We start from the raw sequence: 26,680 nt of genomic DNA, 5'->3' as shown, positions 1-26,680 counted from the left end.
CGACCATGCAGACCAATACCAAGGCACTGCACTTCGACATCCAGGACACGCGATGACTAGCACGCTTGATGTGGCCAGGCGCACGGAGGGGCGTTGGAAGGCGCGTGATGTGTGGTGTGCGGTGGCGGGTGTGGTGGCGTTGGCGCTTGCTGTGGGGGCGGCGTCGACGGTGGCTGTGCCGGTGGGCAGCGATTTGGGGCTTGTGGCGGTGTTGCCGTTTCCGTTCTGGGTGGGTGTTTTGCTTCTGAATGTGGCTTTTGTGGTGGCGTTGCGGGGGGATGCTGCGGGTCCGGCGCGCCGTGTGGTGATGGTGTGGCTTGTGGTGGTGCTGGTGTTGGTGCTTTTCGGGACTGCTGCTTTCGTGACGGATGTTCCGCGGGGTGAGGTTGCGTTCCGTCATCTTGGCATCGCTGATGCTCTTTCGGGGGCGCAGGGGATTGATCCGGGCATTGATGCGTATTTCAATTGGCCGGGTTTCTTCGCGCTGCTGGCGACGGTGCTGGGGGCGACGGGTCTTGATCCGGTGGCTGTTGCGTTGTGGGCGCCGGTGTTCAATGTGGGTTTGTGGCTTGTTGCTTTGGGGGTGCTGACGGGTTACCTGACGCGGGATCCGCGGCGGCGGTGGCTGGTGCTGTGGGTTTTCTGTCTTGGCAGTTGGCAGGACCAGGACTACCTGTCTCCGCAGGCTTTTGGCTTCTTTTTGTATCTCGTTGTGATCGCGCTGCTCCTTGGCCCGTTGGCCGCGCGGGCTCCCGGGTTCCCCGGGTTCCGCGGGGTCCGGCGTGCGGACCTGGCGGCGTGGTGGCGGGGGCGGGTGCCTGCGGAGTCCCGGCCGGGGCTCCGGGTGGGTGCGCTGGTGGTGACGATATTGCTCGTCGCGGTGATCTGCGCGAGCCATCAGTTGACGCCGTTTATGGTGCTGATCGCCATCACTGCTCTTACGCTGAGCGGGCGTGTCTGGCCCAGCCGGTTGCCGTTGATCGCCGTGGTGTTGTTGACGCTCTGGCTTGTTTACCCGGCGAGTGCGTATCTGATCGGGAACCCGCCGCTGGCGGAAGCGGGGCTGCAGGGCGCGACCGAGGCGAACGTCCTCGACCGCCTGAGCGGGACCGCCGGGCACGTGCTGGTGGTGCAGGTCCGGATCGTTCTGACCCTGGTGTTGTGGGCGCTTGCCGCGGCGGGGGCGGTGCGTGACTGGCGCAGAGGACGTCTCGACGTCCGGGTGGCCCTCCTGGCAGCTACGCCGTTGCTGCTCTTTCCCGCGCAGTTGTACGGCGGGGAGATGCTGATCCGTGTCTCGTTGTTCGCGCTGCCTTTCGTCGCGATGCTGGCGTGCTCGATCCTGCTTCCGGCGGACGGCAGCACGCACGCCGCCGCCCACGCCGCGCACGGCAGCGCACGGCCCGCCGCCCGCGCCGGGCATGGCGGCACACACCACCCCGCCGCCCATGCCGCGCAGGACCCCACGCGGCCCTCCTTCCGCGCCGCGGGGGCTCTTGCGCTGACCTGCTGCCTGCTGGCGGTGTTGACTGTGACGGGCCGGTTCGGGAACGCCCAGTATGACGTCTTCACCGACGATGAGATTGCCGCGGTCGCGGCCGTGCATCGTCTCGCGCCGCCGGGCTCGTCGATCATCTCGGCTGCGCACCCGACGCCGTGGCGCAGCGAGGACTACCTCGAACACCGGGCGCGGACGATCGATGACATGTGCCGGTCCGATTTGTCGACGGCGACGTGCGGCCCGCTCGTTTACGACTTCGCCCGGCACAGCCCTGGCGGTGGCGTCGTGTTGATCATGCGTTCGTCGGAGGCCAGTCTTGTGCTCCAGGGCGCCGGCAGCGCGGCAGGCCTGGACGAGCTGGAGCAGTGGCTGAGCGGGCAGGGCGGCGTGGAGCTTGCGTTCAGCAACGCCGACGCACGCGTGTACCGGGTGACGCCATGAGCGGCGTCAGCCGGCCCACCGTGGTGCTCGGTCTCGCGGCCGTCGCGCTGTCGCTGGTGACGCTCCTGGGTCTGCCGACGCCGCTGCAGGCGGTCGCCGCGATAGCGGTCCTGGTCCTGCTCCCGGGGCAGGCACTGACCCGGCTTATGCCGGTGACCGACCTCGCGCTCGGCGCGATGCTCGTCCTGGCGCTCGGCCTCGCGACGCTCACGGCGGTGTCCACGGCGATGTTCTACCTCACTGTGTGGTCGTGGCAGGCGTGCGTCGTCACGATGGGCGTCATCACCATCCTCGCGTGCCTGGCACGCGCACGGCAGGAGGCAGCAAAATGATCGAACTGGCCGGACTGATCGCGGCTGCCGCCCTGCTCGCCACCCTCGTCGGGCTCGAAGTCCGGCGGTCCGGAGTTGACACCGGGCAGCCCGCACGCCCGAAGCTCCTGGGCCTAACAATCAGCCCCAGGGTCGTCGCCGTCATGTGGGCGATGTACGCGCTCCTCTTCCTTCCCCGCGTGCTGGGACTGCTCGCATGAACCACGCGGCCAGGTGGTGGCTCCTCAGCGACGTCCACCTGGGCGTGTCGGACGACGACCCCCGGCACCCCGGCAGCATGCTGCCCGAGTTCCTCCACCGCGAGGTACTCGCAACTGCAGGTCCGCAGCCGAACGTCGCCTTCGTCGGTGACACGTTCGAGCTGTTCGGGTTAGCAGAGGACGAGAGCCTGGCCCGGCTCGAGTCCATCCTGGCCCACAACGGCGACATGTTCCGCGTGCTGAAGGCGTGTGCGGAGCAGGGCGTGCAGCTGCACTTCGTGTGCGGCAACCACGATGTGGAGCTGGCCCGGCCCTCGGTTGCAGCACGCCTGTCGGCGCTGCTGTCACCCGCGGAGCCCACGCGGGTCCAGGTGCACCCTTGGTTCCTGCACGTGCCCCACGTGCTCGTTGCCGAGCACGGGCACCAGCACCACGCTCTGCACCGGATGCCCGAGGTGCTCCGCTCGGCCGTCAACGGTACCGACGAGCTGGACCTGCCACCGCTCGCTGCCTGGAACGCCAATCCGTCCACGTCGCGCCTGAGCCGTGCCGGTGCCGTTGCCCGGGCCTGCCTGGCATCCGAGCGGGCGGAACGCCGCGTCCGTGAGGATGCGTACGACGAGTTGTTGCAGACTGAGTCACTGCGGCTCGGACTTGACGGCGTGGCGGTTCGGGACCTGGCGCGCCTGTCCCGGTTCCGGACGGTGTCGGCCCTTCCGGTCGCCGCGACCCGCATGGTGCTCGGGGCCGCCGGGCGCAGAGGCGCCGGCGAGGAGGCTCCGGCTGCGGCGGGCCGGTTCGCACGTACTCTGCAGGCGCACGATTCCGGGGTGGCCTGGTACGTCTCGGGCCACACCCACCGGGCCCTCGAGACGGCGCTCGACGCGTGCCCCACCCGGTACATCAACACAGGCACGTGGTGTTCGGACGTCCGCGGTCGCGGACCTGACCAGTCGGACCGTCGGGCGTTCCCGTACGCCATGGTCGACGTCGCCCGCGACGGCACCACAAGCGGCGGGCTGCGGTACTGGCGTCCGGACGGCGGCTGAGCCGGACCGGCTGGCCAATTCCGGAGCCTCCCTGTTGAGATCCTCCCTGTTGAGAATTAGGAGAATCCACAGCGTCCTGGCTCCGCGACGCGCCCTTCGCCGTCGCACACGGAATCACCGTCGAAGCCGTGCTCACTGACTGCTGCCTGACCCTCGCGGCCTCCATTGAACCCCGGGCGAATCTCACCCCCCTGGCACTGGCGGGAGCACGAAATTCCCTAGTAGGACGCCAAGTAAAAGCGAGTAGTCACTACCGTTGTCTACCTAACCGGCCTACCATACGGTCAATAACGGCAGAGTCACTCGGCCGGGGGTTTCGAACACCTCTAGGGGCACTTGGATGGTCCAGTCGCTGGGGCCGAGACACCATCCGAACGACACCACTCAGACAGGGGAGGACCATGCAGACCAAGACCAAGAACAAGACCAAGGCACTGCACTTCGACATCCACGGCCGCGTTATGATTCGCGTCGACGGGGATGCGCCGGCAGCAGCCCAGCTCCAGAGCATGTTGGCGTGTTTCGCCACCGCCACCGAGCGGCCGGCCGACATCGTCGTCGATGACCGGCTGGAGCCGATGCCGGATGCGGGTCTGGTTGAGCACGAGCTCGCGTACACGGAGAACAGTGTGCGTTTCCAGGCCGATCGGGTCCAGGTCGTGAGGGACGCAGAGCAGTGGCGCATTCATGGGCCGGGCGAGCTGTTGACCTCCGTGGTCCCTGTTCTCGATGCCGCCATGGTCGGTCGCGGAGCTGGCATGATCCACGCTGCAACGATGGCGTACCGCGGTCACGCGATCGCGCTGCCCGCAGCCGGAGGTACCGGTAAGACGAGCACTGCCGCCAAGCTGATGCGGCGCGAGGGGTGGTCGTTCATGGGTGACGACTGGGCCTTCCTCGCCGAGGACGCCACGATGCTCGGCTACGCGAAGCCGATGTTCATCAAGCCGCACCACCGGGCCATCTACCCCCACCTGTTCGAAGGTGTCAGGAAGCCCCTCATCCCCTCACAGCTCTCGGACAGTGTCGGCCGTTTCACCACGGTGGTGCACCCGTACGTCATCCGTTATCCGCGCCTCGCGGACTTCTCCCGGCGGTGGTCGCCGGAGCACCGCATGGTCGATCCGGGGACTGCGTTCCCGGGGAGGGAAGTGACCACCTCGGCGCCGCTCGCGGCCGCCATCTACATCGAGCGGTACGAGGGCGCCCGGTCCCGGATCGTCGAGCGGACGAGCGATTGGATGGTCGACCGCATGCTCGGCAACTTCCACATCGAGATGGCGGGCTTCTCGCAGCGGGTCGTGACGGGCCTGGCGGCCACGTCCGTCCTCCCCTGGCGCGAGCATTTCGCGGCGAAGGGGGTCGTGCTGAGCAAGGCGCTCGACGGACGTCCCTGCCACCTGCTGCAGGTGCCCTCCGCGTACTCGGCGGACGAGGCGTCCGACGACATCGTCCGGTATCTCGAGCAGCTGCTGCCGTCGATCCTTGACGAGCAGGCCTGAGGGGGTGGCACTGTGGGTCACAGCCCTGCCGAGGTCACCGCGGTCGTTCCGGCCCGCAACGCGGAGGACCTGCTCCCACGCTGTCTAGAGGCCCTGCGTCAGTCCGGTGTCGCTGAGATCATCGTCGTGGACGGATGCTCCACGGACCGCACCGTCGAGATCGCCCTCGCGGCCGGTGCCCGGGTCCTGAGTGACGAGGGCCGCGGCCTGCCATGGGCTCGAACACTAGGTGTACGGAGCAGCAACACCCGTTGGGTCCTGCTCGTCGACGCCGACGTCGTGTTCGGGCCCTCGGGGGTCGCCGACCTGCTCACGGAGTTGGTGGAGGGCGGCCACGACGCCCTCCAGGCCGGTTTGGAGAGTGTCGCTGGACCGGGCTACTGGGGGCAGGCGCTGGCACATCACCATCGCACCGGCCGCAGCCGTAACTGGTTCGGGCTCGTGGCGACGATCGTCGACCGGGACCTGATGCTGGGCATAGGTTTCGATGACTCGTTCAAGTCGGGGGAGGATATCGAGCTGCGTTGGCGGATGCGGGACTCAGGGCTGCGCACGGCGGTGTCACGCCGGGTCTTCGTCGAACATCGTTTTGCCGCAGACGACTTCGACTTCGCGCTCGACCAGTTCGTCATGGATGGAACGGGCCTGGGACGGATGGTCCGCAAACACGGCTTGCGCGGTGCCAGGTTGGCGTTGCTGCCCGCCGCCGCGGCAGTCCGGGGCAGCGCCTTGAGCCTCGCCGAAGGCCAGCCTCGATGGCTGCGCTACTACGTAGCCTTCTGCTGGTACAACTACGCGGCCATGGCGAAGGGTTTGCGTCGTGAGCACTGAGCGGGGGACCGTTGTCGTGGGCACCGCGACCGTCCGGCATTCGGCCCTGCGTAGCTCCCTAGGCCTCGTCGTGGCCAAGGCCGCCCAGACGGGCGCGGGTTTCGCCTTCTGGGTCGTGGCCGCGCGGGCGACGTCCGACCGTGAGGTCGGGCTCACCATGGCCGCGGTCTCGGCGGTGATGATCTGCACACAACTCGCGGTGCTGGGGGCCGGGTCCGCCGTGATCGTGTCGGTGGGGCGGGGGGAGCCGCCTTCGCGCGTGCTTGACGCGGCGTTCGCCATCGTGGGGGTAGCCGGCACCGTGCTGGCGCTCGGCTACCTTGTGCTGCAGTCGGCTGTGATGCCGGACACGGCCTTGGTATCGGTTCTCTTCTGGCTGACGTTCCTCGTGGCTGCCGTCACCGGCACCCTGGTCATCGTGCTGGACCAGGCGCTCGTGGCGTTGGGCCGCGGTGCCAGCGCGACGTCGAGGTACGCGTTGGGCGGCCTGGTCTCGCTCGGGGCTGCGGCGCTCGTGGCCTGGCTTTCACACGGCGCCGCCGCTGACGTGATCATGGCCTGCTGGACCCTCGGGACGACCGTGGCGTGCGTCGTCGGTGCGGTCCAGCTGCGAAGACTGGTCGGCTACCGGCCGCGGCCGTCCTTGCGCTCGGCGCGCGGCCGTCCACTGCTGGCGATGGGCCTTCCGTACCAGCTCCTCACCCTCACGGAGCGCGCCCCCGGACTGGTGCTGCCGCTCCTGCTCGCGCACATGGTGGCGCCGGAGGCAGCTGCCTACTGGTATCCCGCATGGATGATGGCCTGGGCCGCCTACTCCGCTCCGATGCTGATGGGCATCGTCCAGTTCTCCGAAGGTGTCCGCGACCCGGACCGCCTTGTGTCGACCACTTGGTCGAGTCTTCGTTTGTCGATCGCCGTAGGAGGTCTGGCTGCCGCCTTCCTCGCCATTCTTGCTCACCCGCTGCTCAGTCTGCTGGGGGAGCGGTATGCCGATTCGTCTGCCGGCGCTCTGCGGTGGTTGGCGGCCGGACTGGTGCCGTATGCGGTGTTGCAGGCATACAACGCCGTGTGCCGGGCCCGCGGTAGCTACACGGAGGCGATAGTGGTTGGTGTGACGCTCGGAGTCGCCCTCTGCGCCTCAGCGCTGTGGGCCGCCGACAGGGGGGCCACCGCCATGGCCTTTGCGTGGTTGGTGGTGCTCTCCATAGGGGCCGCGGCCGTCGGACTCCGGCTGCTCGCCATTCTCCGGCGGGTCAAGCGGGACGCGCGATGAGCCGCCCTACTGCGCGTCACACGGGAGGCGCGATGACTAGCACGCTTGATGTGGCCAGGCGCACGGAGGGGCGTTGGAAGGCGCGTGATGTGTGGTGTGCGGTGGCGGGTGTGGTGGCGTTGGCGCTTGCTGTGGGGGCGGCGTCGACGGTGGCTGTGCCGGTGGGCAGCGATTTGGGGCTTGTGGCGGTGTTGCCGTTTCCGTTCTGGGTGGGTGTTTTGCTTCTGAATGTGGCTTTTGTGGTGGCGTTGCGGGGGGATGCTGCGGGTCCGGCGCGCCGTGTGGTGATGGTGTGGCTTGTGGTGGTGCTGGTGTTGGTGCTTTTCGGGACCGCTGCTTTCGTGACGGATGTTCCGCGGGGTGAGGTTGCGTTCCGTCATCTTGGCATCGCTGATGCTCTTTCGGGGGCGCAGGGGATTGATCCGGGCATTGATGCGTATTTCAATTGGCCGGGTTTCTTCGCGCTGCTGGCGACGGTGCTGGGGGCGACGGGTCTTGATCCGGTGGCTGTTGCGTTGTGGGCGCCGGTGTTCAATGTGGGTTTGTGGCTTGTTGCTTTGGGGGTGCTGACGGGTTACCTGACGCGGGATCCGCGGCGGCGGTGGCTGGTGCTGTGGGTTTTCTGTCTTGGCAGTTGGCAGGACCAGGACTACCTGTCTCCGCAGGCTTTTGGCTTCTTTTTGTATCTCGTTGTGATCGCGCTGCTCCTTGGCCCGTTGGCCGCGCGGGCTCCCGGGTTCCCCGGGTTCCGCGGGGTCCGGCGTGCGGACCTGGCGGCGTGGTGGCGGGGGCGGGTGCCTGCGGAGTCCCGGCCGGGGCTCCGGGTGGGTGCGCTGGTGGTGACGATATTGCTCGTCGCGGTGATCTGCGCGAGCCATCAGTTGACGCCGTTTATGGTGCTGATCGCCATCACTGCTCTTACGCTGAGCGGGCGTGTCTGGCCCAGCCGGTTGCCGTTGATCGCCGTGGTGTTGTTGACGCTCTGGCTTGTTTACCCGGCGAGTGCGTATCTGATCGGGAACCCGCCGCTGGCGGAAGCGGGGCTGCAGGGCGCGACCGAGGCGAACGTCCTCGACCGCCTGAGCGGGACCGCCGGGCACGTGCTGGTGGTGCAGGTCCGGATCGTTCTGACCCTGGTGTTGTGGGCGCTTGCCGCGGCGGGGGCGGTGCGTGACTGGCGCAGAGGACGTCTCGACGTCCGGGTGGCCCTCCTGGCAGCTACGCCGTTGCTGCTCTTTCCCGCGCAGTTGTACGGCGGGGAGATGCTGATCCGTGTCTCGTTGTTCGCGCTGCCTTTCGTCGCGATGCTGGCGTGCTCGATCCTGCTTCCGGCGGACGGCAGCACGCACGCCGCCGCCCACGCCGCGCACGGCAGCGCACGGCCCGCCGCCCGCGCCGGGCATGGCGGCACACACCACCCCGCCGCCCATGCCGCGCAGGACCCCACGCGGCCGTCCTTCCGCGCCGCGGGGGCTCTTGCGCTGACCTGCTGCCTGCTGGCGGTGTTGACTGTGACGGGCCGGTTCGGGAACGCCCAGTATGACGTCTTCACCGACGATGAGATTGCCGCGGTCGCGGCCGTGCATCGTCTCGCGCCGCCGGGCTCGTCGATCATCTCGGCTGCGCACCCGACGCCGTGGCGCAGCGAGGACTACCTCGAACACCGGGCGCGGACGATCGATGACATGTGCCGGTCCGATTTGTCGACGGCGACGTGCGGCCCGCTCGTTTACGACTTCGCCCGGCACAGCCCTGGCGGTGGCGTCGTGTTGATCATGCGTTCGTCGGAGGCCAGTCTTGTGCTCCAGGGCGCCGGCAGCGCGGCAGGCCTGGACGAGCTGGAGCAGTGGCTGAGCGGGCAGGGCGGCGTGGAGCTTGCGTTCAGCAACGCCGACGCACGCGTGTACCGGGTGACGCCATGAGCGGCGTCAGCCGGCCCACCGTGGTGCTCGGTCTCGCGGCCGTCGCGCTGTCGCTGGTGACGCTCCTGGGTCTGCCGACGCCGCTGCAGGCGGTCGCCGCGATAGCGGTCCTGGTCCTGCTCCCGGGGCAGGCACTGACCCGGCTTATGCCGGTGACCGACCTCGCGCTCGGCGCGATGCTCGTCCTGGCGCTCGGCCTCGCGACGCTCACGGCGGTGTCCACGGCGATGTTCTACCTCACTGTGTGGTCGTGGCAGGCGTGCGTCGTCACGATGGGCGTCATCACCATCCTCGCGTGCCTGGCACGCGCACGGCAGGAGGCAGCAAAATGATCGAACTGGCCGGACTGATCGCGGCTGCCGCCCTGCTCGCCACCCTCGTCGGGCTCGAAGTCCGGCGCGCCGGAGTTGACACCGGGCAGCCCGCACGCCCGAAGCTCATGGGCCTAACAATCAGCCCCAGGGTCGTCGCCGTCATGTGGGCGATGTACGCGCTCCTCTTCCTTCCCCGCGTGCTGGGACTGCTCGCATGAACCACGCGGCGCAGTGTCGAAGTGGGCCCGGGTGGCCTGCTTCCAGACGCTCAGGCGCCGGCCCGGCCCCGTGACCTCCGGAATCCGGCAGGTCGGGACACAGGCCAGGATATCGGCGGGAAGGTCACGGCCCCTCTCCGGCCTGGCGTGATAGGCGGTACGTAGGTTTGGGCAGCACTGCCGCGGAATGTGGCGGTCCGTCGCTCCTGCCCAATTAGCCTTGGCCTCGAGACCCGCTGTCAGTCTCCATTCCGCCGGACACGGGACGGAATTCCCACGTATAAGAGCCGTCAGCCTTGAGGCTCATCCGTAGGTGGCCCCATGTGTCGCTAAACTTCCGCTCCACATAAGAGGGGCTGCTTGTGAACTCCCGGAGGCCAATTCCACCGGTGGACACCTGGAATTGTTGCATTCCGTCCGCAACGCACTGGTCCTCGTTGTTAATCGCGCAGGTCCGCTCATAATTGTGCTGTGAGCCGGACAGCAACACACGAACACGGTTCTCCCAGAACATGTCAATCCAAGGCTTCGCCTTGGAGAAGCGGGTATGGCTCGACGTGTTGCTGGTGAAATACGGATCATGGTAAATAACGGCCAGATGCTTTCCAGCTGCCTTTGCAGCTTTCAGGTCGGCATCCATCTCCGAGGTCATCGCCTCCGCCCGCTTAACGTCGTAACGCCATGCGGCCGTAGGCGCCACAAGAATGTGCCAGTTGCCCTTGTCGAACGAATACCATTCGAGAGCGTCCTGGAACCGCCCCAGATCGGAGCTCGTCGCGCTCTTCACCGTGGACACGCATTGCCCATCCATGTAACGGTCAACATCATTCGCGCCGGGTTCAACGTCATGACCGGGACCAGCGGTCCAGTACGTCTTATCCTTCGCCGGACCCCACAACTTGTCGAATGCCTCCAGCGCGGAACAGGTGCCCTTGTCATACTGGAAATCGCCCAGCGCAAGGAAGTTGTCCAGCGAACCGTCGTTTAGTCCGGCGATGATGCTGGCCGCGTTCTTACCACTGTGTGAATTGGCCGACGTGTTATCCGGGGGGTTCATATCTCCGGTGGCGGCGAAATCAAACGACTCACCGGATGACTGCAGCGGGGGCGCAGGAGGGGCTGCCGCGTAGACGCGAACCCAATCCACCCGCATCTCGGCAGCGCCGTTAGGAGTGCTGTCAGGGAACCAGTCCAGTTGTAGCGTCTGGTGCATCGGTCCGGGAGGCTGGTGCTCGGGGTTGTTGTCCTCAAACCACTTCTCGCCGTCGACGTAGCCGACGATCCCATTCGGAGACCAGTCAACCGCGTAGTTGTGGAACTGAGTAACGTCCAGAGCCTTGGCCCCGTATGTCTGCGAATTCGAACATCCATAGTGGTGGAAGAACTTGATGACGTTCCAGTCACCAGTCGTCTCCGCGTAGTCAACTTCACCGTCGCACGGCCAATTCCTGCTATCCGGCCACAGGAGCGCCACCAAATGGTACTCATTGTCACCCGAAGCCGCCGCACGGACCTCCCATCGGCCATACTTCTGGCTTCCAAACCTCGCGCTAATTCCAGCGGTCGTACCGTCCGGCGTTCCGGTCATGACCATCTTGGAACCGTCCACCGTGACCTGCTGGGGGCTCCGAATGCCATTCCCCGCATGCCCGACACTGTTGTAAACGGACCACTTCGTGGCGTCCGGTGCGCCGAAATAGTCGAACTCGTCGCCAGCGATCGGCGTGCCCCAATTCAGATCCGTCGCGGCCGAGCCTGTCTTTGCCATTGTCGTTGGCGTAGCAGGCGCCGGCGTGGCTGACACTGATGTGGGGGCCGGCGTCGCCGTTGTTACGTCCGGTTGCGGGGGCGGGCCCGAGCAGCCGGTTAGCAGGACTGCCGCCACCCCAAGTGCGAACGTTCGTCTACGCATACGTCAGATGATAAGGGCTCGCCCTTGGGGATGCCTATGGAAATGCTCCCGTGCGCCTCAGCCGGAGTTGCACGCCAGTCTTCCGGCACCGGGCCGGGTGGAGAACTCTCAGCTCGGCGTGATCCTGATATATCTCCGCCCCGGCGGTGCGAGCCACTCGCTTGGACGGCGTGCGTGAACGGGCAGGTACCCGTGGTTCACCGCGCGCTGTGTACTCTTCGAAACGGCATTGGGGGACTTCATGACTGACTATCGCGACCTGACCACAACCGATGCCGCAGCCGCCCTCCAGGAGTTCCTCGACGAACGCGCTCCGGCACTGGAGCGGCTCCGGGAGCGACTGGTAGCCGATGGCCGGGACCCGGCTGCGCTCCTGGATGGCACGCCTGAGAGCCAGGTTCCCCTGTGGCGCTGGGTGCTTTCCAGTGTCACCATCGTTGACGCGCCTGGAGCGACCGATCCGGCTTGTGTCCTATCTCGCCGCTGTAGTGCGATACCGTGCGCCGCTGGCACGCTGGGAGACCGCGCGACACAGCAATAAGCGCTACGCCTACAACAACCACCCGGTTCTTGTCAGCGGGCACGGGCGAGGGCCACAATATCCAGCCCGGGGTTCCCGTGGTCGACGCATGCGGCGTGCTTCTCGGGGTGCGGGAGTCACCGGAGGACGCGATGGCCGTGTACGCGCGGGAGCTCATCGGACAGCTAAATGAAGGCTATGACGACACTGCGAAGGTGATGGAGCCAGAGCCGCCCTTCGAGATCGGACTGGGCGACGAGATCGCCCACGAACGGCCGGCCGACGTCGACCGGCTTGTTAGCGAACTATCCCGTGAGGACGGCATCCATGAGGTGCTCCGCGACGACCGGGAACTGATCCTGGTGCGGGCACCATCGTGGAGCTCCGGAGAGCTTGAGTCGTGGCTCGCGCCGCGCCTCAGGACCGGGGGGACCTGAGCCATGATGCGCAGGTTGCGGCCGGAGCAGCCGGCCGTCTGTTTAGGGGTTAGCGGCAAAAACCAGGCAAAACAAAACCCCGCCTTCGTGGCTTTCAGCCAGTGAAGACGGGGTTTCATTGTTGGTGCACCCCCCGGGACTCGAACCCGGAACCCATTGATTAAGAGTCAATTGCTCTGCCAGTTGAGCTAGAGGTGCATCTGTTGTTTTCGTTCTCCGCGGTCTTTTTGTTCCCGCGTTGTTCTCCGCAACGACATGAAACTCTACACGAGTTTGGGCGGAGTGTGAAATCGGGCGGACCGGCAGCTGCCGGCACTACCCGGGCAGCTCCAAAACCAGCACAGAATCGGGGTTTTCGTTGTTGTTGAGCACCCACAGGCGGCCGTCCGGAGCCAGCGAAACGTCCCTGATCCTCCCGTACATCCGTGTGAAATAGCCCACAGGTTCGCCGGCGAATTCGCCGTTCAAGGGAACCTCCCACAACCTCTGGCCGCGAAGTGCGCCCAGGTATGCCGTGTCGCCGACGATTTCGAGGCCGCTGGGGGAGGAATCAGCCGTCGATGGCCACACCACCTTCGCGTCCAGGAAGCCGGCGCGGCGCGGTGCGCCCGTGACGTCCGGCCAGCCGTAGTTGCCGCCGGGCACGATCAGGTTGAGTTCGTCGTCGACGTCGGGCCCGAACTCGCTCGCCCAGAGCCGGCCGGCGCTGTCCCAGGCGAGTCCCTGGACGTTCCGGTGGCCCAGGCTGTACACCGGGTTGTCGCCGAAGGGATTGCCCGGCGCAGGCCGCCCCTCAGGCGTAATGCGCAGGATCTTGCCGCCGAGAGCGTTCGGGTCCTGGGGCTGGCCGCGGCGCTGCGAGTCACCGGTGCCGACGTACAGATACCCGTCCGGGCCGAACCGGATCCGCCCGCCGTTGTGTGTGCCGGCCTTCGGGATTCCGCTGAAGACAACCTCCGGGGCCCCCAGTTGCAGGTTCCCTTCCCTCTCCTCGAGGCGCAGCCGCGCGATCCGGTTGTCGCCTGCGGCAGTGAAGTAGGCGTAGAGGTACCGGTCCGTGGCGAAGTCCGGGGACAGCGCCAGCCCCAACAGCCCACCTTCGCCGCCGGGAACCACGTCGGGCACCCTTCCGAGCGTGCCCGCCGGGCCTCCGCCCTGGCCGGGCGCGATGGTCCGGAGGCGGGCGGTCTCCCGTTCGGAAATGACGGCGGTGCCGTCCGGCAGGAAGACAGTGGACCACGGCACCTGCAGTTCGGCGCCGATCTGTTCGACAACCGTCGGCTGGCTCACGCCCGGGGCGCTCCCGGACGCGCTGGACGCCGGCGGGCCGGGCGTCGCGGGTTCGCTGCCGGCCGGGGGATTGGTGCCGGTTGGAGCGGGGGTGCCTCCGGACGTGCAACTGCTCAGCAGGATCGCGACGGCGGCAACCACCCCTACCCAGCCCTTTGGGCCTTCTGCCCGGCCGGCTGGGGGCCCGCAGCGTTCAGCGGCTCTTCCCCGGCGCCCCGTCCCTGGGCCCGGCACTGGTCCTGCCAAGCCGCGTTCCCGTCCCGTCCTGCGCGTCCCGGCAGCCCGCACCGAGGCCTACTGCCGTGTCCGGCGCGGCGGTCTGAAGCCCGCGGCCTCGGCATGGGCGGCGGACAGGAACCAGACCTCCGCGCGAGTTTCCTCGAAGGAGGGGCTGGTCTCGTCGTGGTAGATCATCGACGAAGCGTTGCCCTTGACGGTGAAGCCCTCCGGCCCGCTGCCGTCGGCGGCGGGCGCCGCCGATCCCTCGCCATACGGCTGGTCGGCGGCCAGATGGCCGGTGGGTTCGGCGGGTTCAGCGGGTGCTGCCTCATGGCTCGCAGCCGTTTCGGACGCGGCCGAGGACATGGCGGTCTGACGGGTCTCGGCCTCGGCAAGGGGGGATTCTGCCGTTGCCGGCGGCCGCGGCGCAGCCGGCCCGGCGGTCCCACCTTCCTCGGCCCCGGTGGCAACTCCCGCTCTGGCCTCCGCCTCGGCTTCAGCTTCTGCCGCAGCGGATTCGGCGCCGGGGAGGGTCGGGGCGTGGGGCTCCGTGTATTCAGGGTGGTGCACGGGGGCGCCGTCCGCTGCTGCTGCCGCCGTACCGGTCGCGGCACCCGCGGCGGCGGCTCCGGCGCCGCGGACCGGCTCCGGGTGAACGGCAGCATGTGGTTCGGCCGGCGGCGTCTCGGACCACTGTGTTTCCCATTCAGGGCTTTCGGCCGGGGCGGCTTCGGCAGCGGGTGCGGACGCAGCGCCCGCCCCGGTGCCCGACACCTCGGCTGCAGCAGCCGCCGCAGCTGCCGCCCGGGCCTTCAAGTGCGCCTCGACGGCTGCCCGATCCTCCGCCGTGGCAACGGGGTCGGGGGCTGGTTCGGGCTCGGCTCCGGGCTCTGCCTGGTTAAAGCCCGCGGACGTAGGCATCCATGCGAGGCCGGCCGCCGCGGCTGACGGGGAGGATCCGCCGCCGGACAGGGCGCCGCGGTGACTGGGGTCGTGGTCCGCGTCGTGCAGGTGCGGAGGTGCGGAATCGCCGGCGGCCCCGGTCTCGGAGCCGGAATGTCCGCGGGAGCTGTTGCGGTTCAGGAGCCACCAGACGACGGCCACAATCGCCACGATGACGACCAGCCAGATAATCCAATCCATAGCGGAGCCTTTCTGTCCACAAGGCGAGGTTGCCGTTGTTTGACGGTACGTCCGCCTGAGGGGGCTGTCCACCCTCCGGGCCGCCCGCCCTGTAGCCTCTGTTCATGGATTTCAAGAGACTGCGGATTCTCCGGGAACTGGCTGACCGCGGCACGGTCGGGGCCACGGCCGAGGCCATGGGGGTCACACCTTCCGCCGTCTCGCAGCAGCTCAAGACCCTGCAGGACGAGCTGGGCGTGGTCCTGGTCGAAAAATCAGGCAGGGGAGTGCGCCTCACGGAGGCCGGGCTCGCCATGGCGTCAGCCGCCGCGGAGGTTTCCACTGCCATGGCCCGCGCGGAGGCCACCATCGACACCTACCGGCGCGGCTGGCAGACCCATGTCAAGGCCGCGTTCTTCCCGAGCGCCGCCGAGATGTTCCTTCCCGGCCTCCTGCACCGCGTCAAAGCCATCGACGGTCTCCGCTTCCAGGCGCACTTCGAGGATCCAAACGTGGCCGGCTTCGCGGGCCTGACCGCCGACTATGACATTGTGCTGGCGCACAGTGTTGATGGGCCCGATGTCTTTGCCCGGCTCGGGCTGACGGTGGTGCCTCTCCTGGACGAGCCGCTCGATGTCGCGATCCCCGAAGGCCACGCGCTGGCCGGCAAGGAGATATTGTGCGCTGCTGACGTGATCGGATACCCGTGGATGGGCGTGCCGGACGGGTTCCCGTTCGACACGGTCCTCCGCCAGATCGAAGTGCAGGCCGATTCCCCGGCAGTCCGCGCCCAACTGTTCCCTGATCTGCGGGTCCTTGAGGCCCTCGTCAGTGCCGGGCACGGCCTGAGCCTGCTGCCGCGCTATACGGCCCTGAAAAACCAGGGCAGGGGTTTCGTGCTGCGCCCGCTGGCCGGGGTCAAGGCCAGCCGGAGCATTGTCGCCCTCGCCCGTCCGGACGTCGCCGCCCGGACCACCATCCAGCAGGTGCTCACCCTGCTCAAAGCCGAGGCGCAGGCCGTCGCCGAGGCACCTGAACTCCGTGGTGCCGCCCACCTCAACTGAGCCGTCGAAGGCCCGGTGTCCACCTGGTGAGACGATAGTCCACTATTTGATCGAAACATTCCCGGTTTTCCGCTTAATGCTGGAATCCGGGTCGTTACGGCCCGCGGCGGAGCCCTAGACTTTCACCCATGAGTGAGGACACCCAAACAGCGACAACCACCCAACCGGACATCAAGCCCCGCAGCCGGGTCGTCACCGATGGAATCCACGCCGCGCCCGCGCGCGGGATGTTCCGGGCGGTCGGCATGGGGGACGATGACTTCGCCAAGCCCCAGATCGGCGTCGCAAGCTCCTGGAATGAAATCACTCCCTGCAACCTCTCGCTGAACCGGCTTGCCCAAGGCGCCAAGGAAGGCGTGCACGCGGGCGGCGGGTTCCCGATGCAGTTCGGCACCATCTCCGTCTCGGACGGCATCTCCATGGGCCACGAGGGCATGCACTTCTCCCTGGTCTCCCGCGAAGTCATCGCCGACTCCGTCGAAACAGTCATGCAGGCCGAGCGCATCGATGGCTCCGTGCTCCTGGCCGGCTGCGACAAGTCGCTGCCGGGCATGCTGATGGCGGCTGCCCGCCTGGACCTCGCGAGTGTCTTCCTCTACGCCGGCTCCATCATGCCCGGCTGGGTCAAGCTGGAGGACGGCTCCGAAAAGGAAGTCACCCTCATTGACGCCTTCGAAGCCGTGGGTGCCTGCGCCGCCGGCAAGATGAGCATGGAGGACCTTACCCGCATCGAAAAGGCGATCTGCCCGGGCGAAGGCGCCTGCGGCGGCATGTACACCGCCAACACCATGGCCTGCATCGGCGAAGCGCTGGGCATGTCCCTCCCCGGCTCGGCCGCGCCGCCTTCCGCGGACCGCCGCCGCGACGAATTTGCCCGCAAGTCCGGAGAGGCCGTCGTCAATCTCCTCCGCAAGGGCATCACCGCCCGCGACATCATGACCAAGAAGGCGTTCGAGAACGCCATCGCCGTGACCATGGCCTTCGGCGGCTCCACCAACGCCGTGCTCCACCTGCTCGCCATCGCCCGCGAGGCCGAGGTCGAACTGACCCTGGACGACTTCAACCGCATCGGCGACAAGATCCCGCACCTGGGTGACCTCAAGCCGTTCGGCCGCTATGTCATGACCGACGTCGACAAGATCGGCGGCGTGCCGGTCATCATGCGTGCGCTGCTCGACGCCGGCCTGCTGCACGGCGACTGCCTCACCGTCACCGGTAAGACTGTCGCGGAGAACCTCGCGGCGATCAACCCGCCGGACCTGGACGGCAAGATCCTCCGTGCCATGGACAACCCGATCCACAAGACCGGCGGCATCACCATCCTGCACGGCACGATGGCTCCCGAGGGCGCCGTCGTGAAGAGCGCCGGCTTCGACGCCGACGTCTTCGAGGGCACCGCCCGCGTCTTCGAGCGCGAACAGGGTGCCCTGGATGCACTCGACAAGGGCCGGATCAAGTCCGGCGACGTCGTCGTCATCCGTTACGAAGGCCCCAAGGGCGGCCCGGGCATGCGCGAAATGCTCGCCATCACCGGCGCCATCAAGGGCGCGGGCCTCGGCAAGGACGTGCTGCTGCTGACCGACGGCCGCTTCTCCGGCGGAACCACGGGCCTCTGCATCGGCCACGTCGCCCCGGAAGCCGTCGACGGCGGCCCCATCGCCTTCGTCAAGGACGGCGACCGGATCCGCGTGGACATCGCCGCCCGCAGCTTCGACCTCCTGGTCGACGAGGCCGAGCTCGACGCCCGCAAGGTCGGCTGGGAGCCGCTCCCGGCCAAGTTCACCAAGGGTGTGCTCGCCAAGTACGCCAAGCTCGTCCACAGCGCCTCCACCGGCGCCTACTGCGGGTAATTCCTACCCTGAGGCTGCGGCGCTGGCGCCGCAGCCTCAGGGGCCCTCGGAATCCCCTTATTAGGCCCTGCAGCCGAACGCCGCAGGGCTACCTAGGGAAAAGAGGGTCCCAGCTAGTGGACAGCGTTGTCCAGATAGTGAGACAAGCGCGGCGCTCGTTGACACGTGTCTTACTAAGAGGGAAAACTGAACGCATGATCGAGATCGTTACCGCCGGCGTTGCTGCAGATGCATTCGTCGTACTTACCAAGCGCGTGGCTCCATAGCCGCAACTGGTAACGAACCGTCACGCGCAAACCCCTCGAAGAGCCGTCAGGCTGAGGGGTTTTTTTATTTCCGCACCACCGGTAACACCAGCATCATGCAGTACCAGCAGTTCCACGATCACCGAAGATCCCACCGTAGATCCACTAAGGAAGAGTCCGATGAGCAAAGGATCGCCGATCAGCCCTTCGCTGATGGCCACTAAGTCCGCTGGAGCCCCCAAGGCTCCGGAACGCGTCGAACGTCCGGCCGACGCCGGCGTCGACACTGCTGCCGTCTCTCCTGTCCTTGGACCGAACAACGTCGTACCCCCGACGGTGATGACCGGTTCACAAGCAATTGTCCGCGCGCTCGAAGAACTCGGCGTGGAGGATATTTTTGGTTTGCCCGGTGGCGCGATCCTGCCCACCTATGACCCCTTGATGGCTTCCCGAATGAACCACGTTCTGGTCCGTCACGAACAGGGAGCCGGCCACGCCGCGCAAGGCTACGCCATGGTTACCGGACGGGTCGGCGTCTGCATCGCCACCTCGGGTCCGGGCGCCACCAACCTCGTTACCGCCATCATGGACGCCCACATGGACTCCGTGCCGATAGTGGCCATCACCGGCCAGGTCTCCAGCGGGGTCATCGGCACCGATGCGTTCCAGGAGGCGGACATCGTCGGCATCACCATGCCGATCACGAAGCACTCGTTCCTGGTCACCGACCCCAACGACATCCCGCACGTCATGGCCGAGGCGTTCCACCTTGCCTCGACCGGCCGCCCGGGGCCCGTCCTGGTGGACGTCGCCAAGGACGCCCAGCAGGGCCAGATGACCTTCTCCTGGCCGCCCAAGGTCGACCTGCCCGGCTACCACCCGGTGCTCCGCGGCCACAACAAGCAGGTCCGCGAAGCCGCCCGGCTCATCGCGGCAGCCAGCAAGCCCGTGCTCTACGTGGGCGGCGGAGTCGTCAAGGCCCACGCCTCGGCGGAGCTGCTGGAACTGGCGGAACTCTCCGGCGCCCCCGTGGTCACCACCCTCATGGCCCGCGGCGTCTTCCCGGACTCGCACCCGCAGCACGTCGGCATGCCGGGCATGCACGGCACGGTCTCGGCCGTGACCGCCCTGCAGCAGTCGGACCTGCTGATCACACTCGGGGCACGTTTCGATGACCGGGTAACCGGCGTGCTGAAGTCCTTCGCCCCGAACGCCAAGGTTATCCACGCTGACATCGACCCGGCGGAGATCTCCAAGAACCGCACCGCCGATGTGCCGATCGTTGGCTCGGTCAAGGAGATCATCCCGGAACTCAGCGACGCCCTCCGCGCACTGTTCGCCGTCTCCGGCACCCCGGACTACACCAACTGGTGGGCCTTCCTGAACAACCTCAAGGAGACCTACCCGCTGGGCTGGACCGAACCCGACGACGGCCTCAGCGCCCCGCAGCGCGTCATCGAACGCATCGGCGCCCTCACCGGCCCCGAAGGCGTGTACGTGGCCGGCGTGGGACAGCACCAGATGTGGGCTTCGCAGTTCATCAAGTACGAACGCCCGCACGCCTGGCTGAACTCCGGCGGGGCCGGCACCATGGGCTACGCCGTACCGGCCGCCATGGGCGCCAAGGTGGGCAACCCGGACCGCGTGGTGTGGGCCATCGACGGCGACGGCTGCTTCCAGATGACCAACCAGGAACTCGCCACCTGCGCGATCAACAAGATCCCGATCAAGGTTGCCATCATCAACAACTCCTCCCTCGGCATGGTGCGGCAGTGGCAGACGCTCTTCTACGAGGGCCGCTACTCCAACACCGACCTCAACACCGGCCATGACACCGTCCGGATCCCGGACTTCGTCAAGCTGGCTGACGCCTACGGCTGCGCCGCATTCCGCTGCGACCGCGACGAGGACATCGACGCCACCATCCAGAAGGCCTTGGAAATCAACGACCGCCCCGTGGTTATCGACTTCGTCGTCAGCCCCAACTCCATGGTGTGGCCGATGGTCCCCGCCGGAGTCAGCAATGACCAGATCCAGGTTGCCCGCAACATGACCCCGGAATGGGAAGAGGAGGACTGAACATGACCCGCCACACACTGTCCGTTCTGGTCGAAGACAAGCCCGGTGTGCTGACCCGCGTCGCCAGCCTCTTCGCCCGCCGGGCCTTCAACATCAACTCCCTGGCCGTCGGCCCGACCGAAGTTCCGGGCATGTCCCGGATGACCGTCGTCGTCGACGCCGACGGCGAGCTCATCGAACAGATCACCAAGCAGCTGAACAAGCTGGTCAACGTGATCAAGATCGTCGAGCTCACCTCCGAATCTTCCGTACAGCGTGACCACATCCTGGTCAAGGTACGTGCGGATGCCGGAACACGCCTGCAGGTTACCCAGGCTGCAGACCTGTTCCGCGCATCAGTGGTCGACGTCTCCACAGAGTCGGTGGTCATTGAGGCAACGGGCCACCCGGAAAAGCTCACGGCACTGCTCTCAGTGCTGGAGCCTTTCGGCATCCGCGAAATCGTGCAGTCCGGCACTTTGGCCGTTGGGCGGGGATCCCGCTCCATGAGCGACAGGGCTCTACGCAGCGCGTAGCCTGCCGCAGCACCACACCAGCTATGACAAAAATTTCACCGACAAGCACCACCAAAGAATCCACTTAAAAGGAGACACCCCAGTGACTGAAATGTTCTACGACGACGACGCCGACCTGTCGATCATCCAGGGCCGCACCGTCGCCGTCATCGGTTACGGCTCCCAGGGCCACGCCCACGCCCTCAGCCTGCGCGATTCCGGTGTTGACGTACGCGTCGGCCTGAAGGCCGACTCCAAGTCCCGCGCCAAGGCCGAGGCCGAGGGCCTGCGCGTCCTGGACGTCGCCGCCGCCGTCGCCGAAGCCGACCTGATCATGGTCCTCACCCCGGACCAGGTCCAGCGCCACGTCTACGCCGAGGACATCGCCCCGAACCTGCAGGCCGGCGACGCCCTGTTCTTCGGCCACGGCTTCAACATCCGCTACGGCTACATCCAGCCGCCGGCCGATGTCGACGTCGCCCTCGTTGCCCCCAAGGGCCCGGGCCACATCGTCCGCCGCGAGTTCGAGGCCGGCCGCGGCGTGCCGGACCTGATCGCCGTCGAGCAGAACCCGTCCGGCAAGGCCAGGGAACTGGCACTGTCCTACGCCAAGGCCATCGGCGGCACCCGCGCCGGCGTCATCGAGACCACGTTCACCGAAGAGACCGAAACGGACCTCTTTGGCGAGCAGGCTGTCCTCTGCGGCGGCGCCTCCCAGCTGATCCAGTACGGCTTCGAGGTCCTCACCGAGGCCGGCTACAAGCCCGAGGTTGCCTACTTCGAGGTGCTGCACGAGCTCAAGCTCATCGTCGACCTCATGGTCGAAGGCGGCATCGCCAAGCAGCGCTGGAGCGTCTCCGACACCGCCGAGTACGGCGACTACGTCTCCGGCCCGCGCGTCATCACCCCGGACGTGAAGGAAAACATGAAGGCTGTCCTCGCGGACATCCAGGACGGCACCTTCGCCAAGCGCTTCATCGACGACCAGGACGCCGGTGCCCCCGAGTTCAAGGCGCTCCGCAAGAAGGGTGAGGACCACCCGATCGAGGCCACCGGCCGCGAACTGCGAAAGCTGTTCTCCTGGATCAAGAACGAAGACGACTACACCGAAGGCTCAGTGGCCCGCTAGGCACTGACCGGCAGGGGAGCCGGACACCATTACTGGGGTCCGGCTTCCCTGCTGTGGAGCACCACCTGCAGTTCCCGCACCGCCCGTTTCACCAAAATCCACGCCTGTTATACAAGAGAGCTAAAGAGGTCACCGGTGACAAGCACCAAACCTGTAGTACTCCTCGCTGAGGAACTTTCGCCCGCCACGATCGACGCCCTCGGCCCGGACTTTGAAATCCGGCAGACCGACGGCGCGGACCGTTCGCAGCTGCTCTCTGCGATCGCCGACGTCGACGCGATCCTGGTCCGCTCCGCCACCCAGGTGGACGCCGAGGCCATCGCCGCCGCAAAGAACCTCAAGGTGATCGCCCGCGCAGGCGTCGGCCTCGACAACGTCGACATCAAGGCCGCCACCCAGGCCGGTGTCATGGTGGTGAACGCTCCCACCTCGAACATCGTCTCCGCAGCGGAACTGACGGTCGGCCACATCCTCAGCCTCGCCCGCCACATCCCGCAGGCGTCCGCCGCGCTCAAGGACGGCGAGTGGAAGCGCTCCAAGTACACAGGCACCGAACTCTTCGAGAAGAAGATCGGCATCATCGGCCTGGGCCGGATCGGCGCCCTGGTGGCAGCCCGCCTGAAGGGCTTCGACACCAAGATCCTCGCCTATGATCCGTACATCACCTCGGCCCGCGCCGCCCAGCTCGGCGTGCAGCTGGTGACCTTTGACGAGCTGCTGGCGCAGTCCGACTTCATCAGCATCCACATGCCCAAGACGCCGGAGACCGTCGGCATGCTCGGCGCCGAGTCCTTCAAGAAGATGAAGAGCACCGCCTACGTCATCAACGTTGCCCGCGGCGGCCTTGTCGACGAGGAAGCCCTCTACGCCGCTCTGGAGGCCGGCGAAATCGCCGGAGCCGGCGTCGACGTGTTCGTCAAGGAACCCAGCACCGACCTGCCGTTCTTCAAGATGGACAACGTTGTTGTCACGCCGCACCTGGGCGCGTCCACGGACGAAGCGCAGGAAAAGGCCGGCGTCTCGGTCGCACGGTCCGTCCGCCTGGCCCTGGCCGGGGAGCTTGTTCCTGATGCTGTCAACGTGGCCGGCGGCGTCATCGCCCCGGACGTCCGGCCGGGCATCGCACTGGTGGAAAAGCTGGGCCGCATCTTCACCGCGATGACGCACGCCTCGCTCACCCAGTTCGACGTCGAGGTTGCCGGGGAAATCTCCTCCCTCGACGTCAAGGTGCTCGAACTCGCGGCACTCAAGGGCATTTTCGCCGACGTCGTCACCGAGCAGGTCTCCTACGTCAACGCCCCCGTGATCGCCGAGCAGCGGGGCATCAACGTCCGTCTGATCACCACGCCGGACACCGAGTCGTACCGCAACGTCCTGACGCTGCGGGGCGCGCTGAGCGACGGCTCGCAGATTTCCGTGGCCGGCACCCTGACCGGGCCCAAGCAGGTACAGAAGCTCGTGGGGATCAACGGCTTCGAGGTGGAGATCCCGATCAGCGAACACCTTGTTGTGGTCGCCTACTCGGACCGCCCCGGCGTGATCGGTACCATCGGGCACATCCTCGGCATGAACAACATCAACATCGCCGGCATGCAGGTGGCGCGGCATGACGAGGGCGGCCAGGTGCTCGCGCTGCTGACCATCGACAGCTCCGTTCCGCAGCAGGTCCTGGACGCCATCAAGGCCGGAATCGGCGCCGACATGGTGCGCGAAGTCGATCTCGAGGACTGATTTTTCCTCCGCGGACACCGGCGGCGGGACTGACCGCCGCCGGTGTCCGCGAACGCATGGCTGGTCTGCGTACAATGGCTAGGTCCGAATTTCGGATCCGGCCGGCAGTCCGGCCTTTACTTTTGCACACCCGGCAGGGGACGCCTTCAATTCCGCGTGGAATGAACGGTGGTGTGCGCACGCAATCCAGCTTTCAGGAGCCCAATGAACGCCGTCCAGAGGTTCATCAGAAGCAGAGTGCTTCTGCTGACCGCGTCCATTTTGATCGTGGCCATGTGCCTGTCGGTCCTCGTCCAGGGCCAGTCGCAGGCCGCCCTGAACAGGACCGTTGACCAGAACTCGCGGGGGCTCTACGACGTCCTCGTCCAGGCCAAGGCCCCTGACAACGGCGGGCTCATGCAGCCGGAAATCGCCGCCGGCCAGGGCGGCATCAGCTTCGAGCAGCTGGACTCACTCCGTAAGCTCTCCGGCACGTCCGTGGCGGCCCCAATCAGCCTCGTCTCCCGCGTCACCCAGAACCTCGAGTCCCCGCGCCTGGAGGCCACGGACTACCTCGGCTTCAACGCCGGACTCGCCGGCACCGCAGGGGACCCCAGCGCCACCGATCCGTCCAAGTGGCCCGCCGCGGAGTCGGTCCTGTCCGACACGCCCAAGACGTACCGGCTCACCGCCAGCGCCGTCAGTTCCGACGGCCAGTCCGATCACACCCTGTTCAAGACCTCGGCCGAAGGATCCCTCGGCAAGGCTCAGCTCGTCGAAGAGCAGGTGGCCGGCGGCAAGAACGTCCGCATAGAGGGCCCCGAGGGGGAGACCGGCATCAAGTTCCCGGCCCCGGCCGGCGGCTCCGAGCACAACCTCTTCAACCTCGCCGTCTCCTTGCCGCTCGCGCCGCAGGTGACGGAATCCGTTGTCGCCGTCGACCCCGTCTCCGAGCGCGCCCTGCTCGGCAGCGCCGGGGACTTCCTCGCCCCGCTGGAGAAGGCGCCGCCCGCCGACGCCCGCAACGCCGGGGCCATCGGCCGGCACTTCGAAAGCCTCTTCACCACCGGCATCGGCATGGACGAACTGAAGGAAGGCCCCGATTTCCTCGGCGTCAAGCTCAAGTACTGGGCGCCTTTGATGAGCCAGTACCAGCAGGCCAAGCGCAACGGCCAGCTGACCGAAAACTCGCAGGCGATTCCGCTGATTGTCCGCTCCGGCACCTCCCTTGACCTCAAGTACTCGGTCAAGATCGAGGAAATCGACGCCTCCGGCAAGGTCACCAAGGACGTCGGGACCGTGACCCGCTCGCTGGACAAGGACTACCTGCCGTTCGTGTCCAAGTCCCCGTTCGCCCTGGCCTGGCCCGGGTCCAAAGATCTCAGCCAGCTGCTCGGCGACGCAGGAAGTTTCAGCCAGGGCCTCTACAACCCCGCCACCTGGAGCACCGACTTCGCCTCCGCCCCGAAGTACACCGACGGCGAGACCGCCGGCAACGGCGCCGTGGACAAGAGTGCCACTCCCGGCGACTGGGTCACGGTGAACCGCCTCCCGGAGAAATCCGCCCAGGGCGCCCCTGTGGACCAGACCCAGCGCAAGCCCGTCGACGAGCGCTCCTACCGTTCAAACCTGGAGACCGGCAAGAAGCTCGCCACGCCGCTCGCCATGGTTTACGGCACGTTCGACGCCGAGCAGGTCAAGGAGGCCGCCGGCGACGTCAACCGCCTGCCACTGGGCGGCTATGACCCCACTCCGTTCACGCTCACCAAGGATGCCTCCGGCAAGGACGTCGAGAACACCGAACTCAAGCCCTCGCTCAGCGCCACGGGCCTGGCCAGCCAGTCCGCCGGCGCCATCACCGACTACTACGGCCTCGCCGCCGCCCGCGGCTACGAGGACAACGCCGCCGTGATCGACGCCGTGCGCATCCGCGCCAAGGCGCCGGGCAGCTGGAAAGAAGCACAGCCCGAGGTGGAGAAGCTCGCCAACGAGATCCGCGACATGGGCCTCCAGGCAACCATCGTTGCCGGCTCGGCCCGCGAGGACGCGAGCATCTTCGTCCCCGGATACGCCAAGGACGACGCCGGCAAGGAAACCCCGCTCGGCACCGTGCAGCAGTCGTGGGTCCGCCAGGACGCCGCGGACGCCGTCTCCGGTTCCCTCACCGCCACCAACCTGACGCTGCTCTTCCTCACCCTCTGCGGCGCGGCCCTGCTGACCGGCGCCTCGACCGTGAGCTACGTCCGGAAACGCCGCACCGAGGCCGGAACCCTGCGCGCCATGGGCTGGACCCAGCGCCGGATACGGTCCTGGGTGCTTGCCGAATTCGGGGTGGGGGCCGCCCTGCTGGCCGTCGCCGGAATCGTCCTGAGCCTGGTGAGCTGGAACCCGGCCACGGCCATCGTCTCGGCAGCCGTGCTGGTGCTCTACGCAGGCGCAGCCTTCTTCGCCGCGCAACAGCTGCGCCACCGCGAGGTCGTGGACCAGGAACCGCAGCACGATGAGCGCCTCATCGCCGTGGACTCCCCGCTGACGTTCGCCAACCGCCAGTTGAGCACGAACAAGTTCAACACCATCTCCCTGGCCGTCGCCGTCGGCGTCTTCGCGGCAGCGGTCGGCGGCATGGTCGCCCTGCTGATCGACATTCCCCGCGCCGCCGGTGCGAGCGCCCTCAGCGGGCTGGCTGCCACGTCCATCGCACTGCCGAGCATCATCCTCGGACTGTCCGGCGTCGCCGTGGGCCTCGTGCTCACGATGGTCACGGGCCGGTTCGAGCTGCAGGCCAAGCGCCAATACCTCGGCACCCTGCAGGCGATGGGCTGGAACCCGGACATGCTGGGCCAGGTCCGCCTCTTCGAAAATGCCATGGTGGGGACGGTCGCGCTGCCGCTGGGTATCCTCGGCGCCCTGGGCGTCAGCCTCCTCCTCGCCCCCTATGCCGCACTCTGGGCCGCTATCGCCGGGCTCGTGGCTGTACTTTGCTGGATTCCGATTGCAACGAAAGTGGTCCGATGAACAACGACCTG

General features: G+C 67.1%; 21 protein-coding genes and 1 tRNA gene. 18 read left to right on the top strand and 4 right to left on the bottom strand.

The window, feature by feature from the left end:
• Positions 1 to 52 precede the first annotated feature (52 nt).
• The 10 genes from LDO13_RS11500 to LDO13_RS11455 all read left to right on the top strand — a co-directional run bounded on the left by LDO13_RS11500 (position 53) and on the right by LDO13_RS11455 (position 9,583).
• A complete protein-coding gene (locus tag LDO13_RS11500; protein WP_224046868.1) occupies positions 53 to 1,942 on the top strand; it encodes a glycosyltransferase in 1,890 nt (629 codons plus the stop codon).
• A complete protein-coding gene (locus LDO13_RS11495; RefSeq protein ID WP_224046867.1) occupies positions 1,939 to 2,274 on the top strand; it encodes a hypothetical protein in 336 nt (111 codons plus the stop codon). Before LDO13_RS11500 ends, LDO13_RS11495 begins: the two co-directional genes overlap by 4 nt.
• Complete coding sequence (locus LDO13_RS11490) at positions 2,271 to 2,474, top strand: hypothetical protein (protein WP_224046873.1); 204 nt, start codon at positions 2,271 to 2,273, stop codon at positions 2,472 to 2,474. Before LDO13_RS11495 ends, LDO13_RS11490 begins: the two co-directional genes overlap by 4 nt.
• Positions 2,471 to 3,523: a hypothetical protein gene (locus LDO13_RS11485; RefSeq protein ID WP_224046872.1), complete on the top strand. Its 1,053-nt coding sequence runs from the start codon at positions 2,471 to 2,473 to the stop codon at positions 3,521 to 3,523. The genes LDO13_RS11490 and LDO13_RS11485 overlap by 4 nt, the downstream gene beginning before the upstream one ends.
• Positions 3,524 to 3,924: 401 nt before the next feature.
• Positions 3,925 to 5,025: a hypothetical protein gene (locus tag LDO13_RS11480; RefSeq protein WP_224046871.1), complete on the top strand. Its 1,101-nt coding sequence runs from the start codon at positions 3,925 to 3,927 to the stop codon at positions 5,023 to 5,025.
• Positions 5,026 to 5,037: 12 nt separating this feature from the next.
• Positions 5,038 to 5,856, top strand: coding sequence for a glycosyltransferase (locus tag LDO13_RS11475; protein WP_224046870.1), 819 nt, complete (start codon positions 5,038 to 5,040; stop codon positions 5,854 to 5,856).
• Complete coding sequence (locus LDO13_RS11470; RefSeq protein WP_224046869.1) at positions 5,846 to 7,129, top strand: polysaccharide biosynthesis protein; 1,284 nt, start codon at positions 5,846 to 5,848, stop codon at positions 7,127 to 7,129. Before LDO13_RS11475 ends, LDO13_RS11470 begins: the two co-directional genes overlap by 11 nt.
• Before the next feature lie 32 nt (positions 7,130 to 7,161).
• The gene (locus LDO13_RS11465; RefSeq protein ID WP_224046868.1) at positions 7,162 to 9,051 is read left to right on the top strand and encodes a glycosyltransferase; all 1,890 of its coding nucleotides are present in this window, start codon (positions 7,162 to 7,164) and stop codon (positions 9,049 to 9,051) included.
• Complete coding sequence (locus LDO13_RS11460; RefSeq protein WP_224046867.1) at positions 9,048 to 9,383, top strand: hypothetical protein; 336 nt, start codon at positions 9,048 to 9,050, stop codon at positions 9,381 to 9,383. Before LDO13_RS11465 ends, LDO13_RS11460 begins: the two co-directional genes overlap by 4 nt.
• The gene (locus LDO13_RS11455) at positions 9,380 to 9,583 is read left to right on the top strand and encodes a hypothetical protein (protein WP_224046866.1); all 204 of its coding nucleotides are present in this window, start codon (positions 9,380 to 9,382) and stop codon (positions 9,581 to 9,583) included. The genes LDO13_RS11460 and LDO13_RS11455 overlap by 4 nt, the downstream gene beginning before the upstream one ends.
• A gap of 214 nt (positions 9,584 to 9,797) precedes the next feature.
• Here the strand turns inward: LDO13_RS11455 and LDO13_RS11450 are convergent, their stop codons facing one another.
• Complete coding sequence (locus tag LDO13_RS11450) at positions 9,798 to 11,351, bottom strand: family 16 glycosylhydrolase (protein ID WP_224046865.1); 1,554 nt, start codon at positions 11,349 to 11,351, stop codon at positions 9,798 to 9,800.
• A gap of 879 nt (positions 11,352 to 12,230) precedes the next feature.
• Between LDO13_RS11450 and LDO13_RS11445 the strand changes: the two genes are divergently transcribed.
• Positions 12,231 to 12,452 carry a hypothetical protein gene (locus LDO13_RS11445; RefSeq protein WP_224046864.1) on the top strand — a complete coding sequence of 74 codons (222 nt, stop codon included), beginning with the start codon at positions 12,231 to 12,233 and terminating at the stop codon, positions 12,450 to 12,452.
• A gap of 122 nt (positions 12,453 to 12,574) precedes the next feature.
• On the opposite strand, the gene LDO13_RS11440 is transcribed toward LDO13_RS11445, so the two are convergent.
• The 3 genes from LDO13_RS11440 to LDO13_RS11430 form a co-directional block, all read right to left on the bottom strand.
• Positions 12,575 to 12,650, bottom strand: a tRNA-Lys gene (locus LDO13_RS11440).
• Between the two features lie 117 nt (positions 12,651 to 12,767).
• Positions 12,768 to 13,883, bottom strand: a complete 1,116-nt coding sequence (locus LDO13_RS11435) for a PQQ-dependent sugar dehydrogenase (RefSeq protein ID WP_224046863.1) — start codon at positions 13,881 to 13,883, stop codon at positions 12,768 to 12,770.
• A 153-nt stretch (positions 13,884 to 14,036) separates the two neighbouring features.
• Positions 14,037 to 15,104 (bottom strand): hypothetical protein, encoded by a 1,068-nt coding sequence (locus tag LDO13_RS11430; RefSeq protein WP_224046862.1) that lies wholly within the window; start codon positions 15,102 to 15,104, stop codon positions 14,037 to 14,039.
• A gap of 104 nt (positions 15,105 to 15,208) precedes the next feature.
• Here LDO13_RS11430 and LDO13_RS11425 point away from each other — a divergent pair, with 104 nt between their 5' ends.
• The 7 genes from LDO13_RS11425 to LDO13_RS11395 all read left to right on the top strand — a co-directional run bounded on the left by LDO13_RS11425 (position 15,209) and on the right by LDO13_RS11395 (position 26,669).
• Positions 15,209 to 16,147 carry a LysR family transcriptional regulator gene (locus LDO13_RS11425; protein WP_224046861.1) on the top strand — a complete coding sequence of 313 codons (939 nt, stop codon included), beginning with the start codon at positions 15,209 to 15,211 and terminating at the stop codon, positions 16,145 to 16,147.
• Between the two features lie 128 nt (positions 16,148 to 16,275).
• Positions 16,276 to 17,997, top strand: coding sequence for a dihydroxy-acid dehydratase (ilvD, locus tag LDO13_RS11420; protein WP_224046860.1), 1,722 nt, complete (start codon positions 16,276 to 16,278; stop codon positions 17,995 to 17,997).
• Between the two features lie 425 nt (positions 17,998 to 18,422).
• Positions 18,423 to 20,321 (top strand): acetolactate synthase large subunit, encoded by a 1,899-nt coding sequence (locus LDO13_RS11415; RefSeq protein WP_224046859.1) that lies wholly within the window; start codon positions 18,423 to 18,425, stop codon positions 20,319 to 20,321.
• Between the two features lie 2 nt (positions 20,322 to 20,323).
• The gene (ilvN, locus tag LDO13_RS11410; protein WP_224046858.1) at positions 20,324 to 20,836 is read left to right on the top strand and encodes an acetolactate synthase small subunit; all 513 of its coding nucleotides are present in this window, start codon (positions 20,324 to 20,326) and stop codon (positions 20,834 to 20,836) included.
• An 82-nt stretch (positions 20,837 to 20,918) separates the two neighbouring features.
• A complete protein-coding gene (ilvC, locus tag LDO13_RS11405; protein WP_144670864.1) occupies positions 20,919 to 21,944 on the top strand; it encodes a ketol-acid reductoisomerase in 1,026 nt (341 codons plus the stop codon).
• 135 nt (positions 21,945 to 22,079) lie between these two features.
• Entirely contained in the window at positions 22,080 to 23,675 is a 1,596-nt protein-coding gene (serA, locus tag LDO13_RS11400; protein ID WP_224046857.1) for a phosphoglycerate dehydrogenase, read from the top strand.
• 204 nt (positions 23,676 to 23,879) lie between these two features.
• A complete protein-coding gene (locus LDO13_RS11395; protein ID WP_224046856.1) occupies positions 23,880 to 26,669 on the top strand; it encodes an FtsX-like permease family protein in 2,790 nt (929 codons plus the stop codon).
• Positions 26,670 to 26,680: the final 11 nt, after the last annotated feature.

The organism is Arthrobacter sp. NicSoilB4 (assembly GCF_019977335.1).
Taxonomy (GTDB): domain Bacteria; phylum Actinomycetota; class Actinomycetes; order Actinomycetales; family Micrococcaceae; genus Arthrobacter.
The sequence above is the reverse complement of the archived record's forward strand: the minus strand, read 5'-3'. Positions and strand labels throughout refer to the sequence as shown.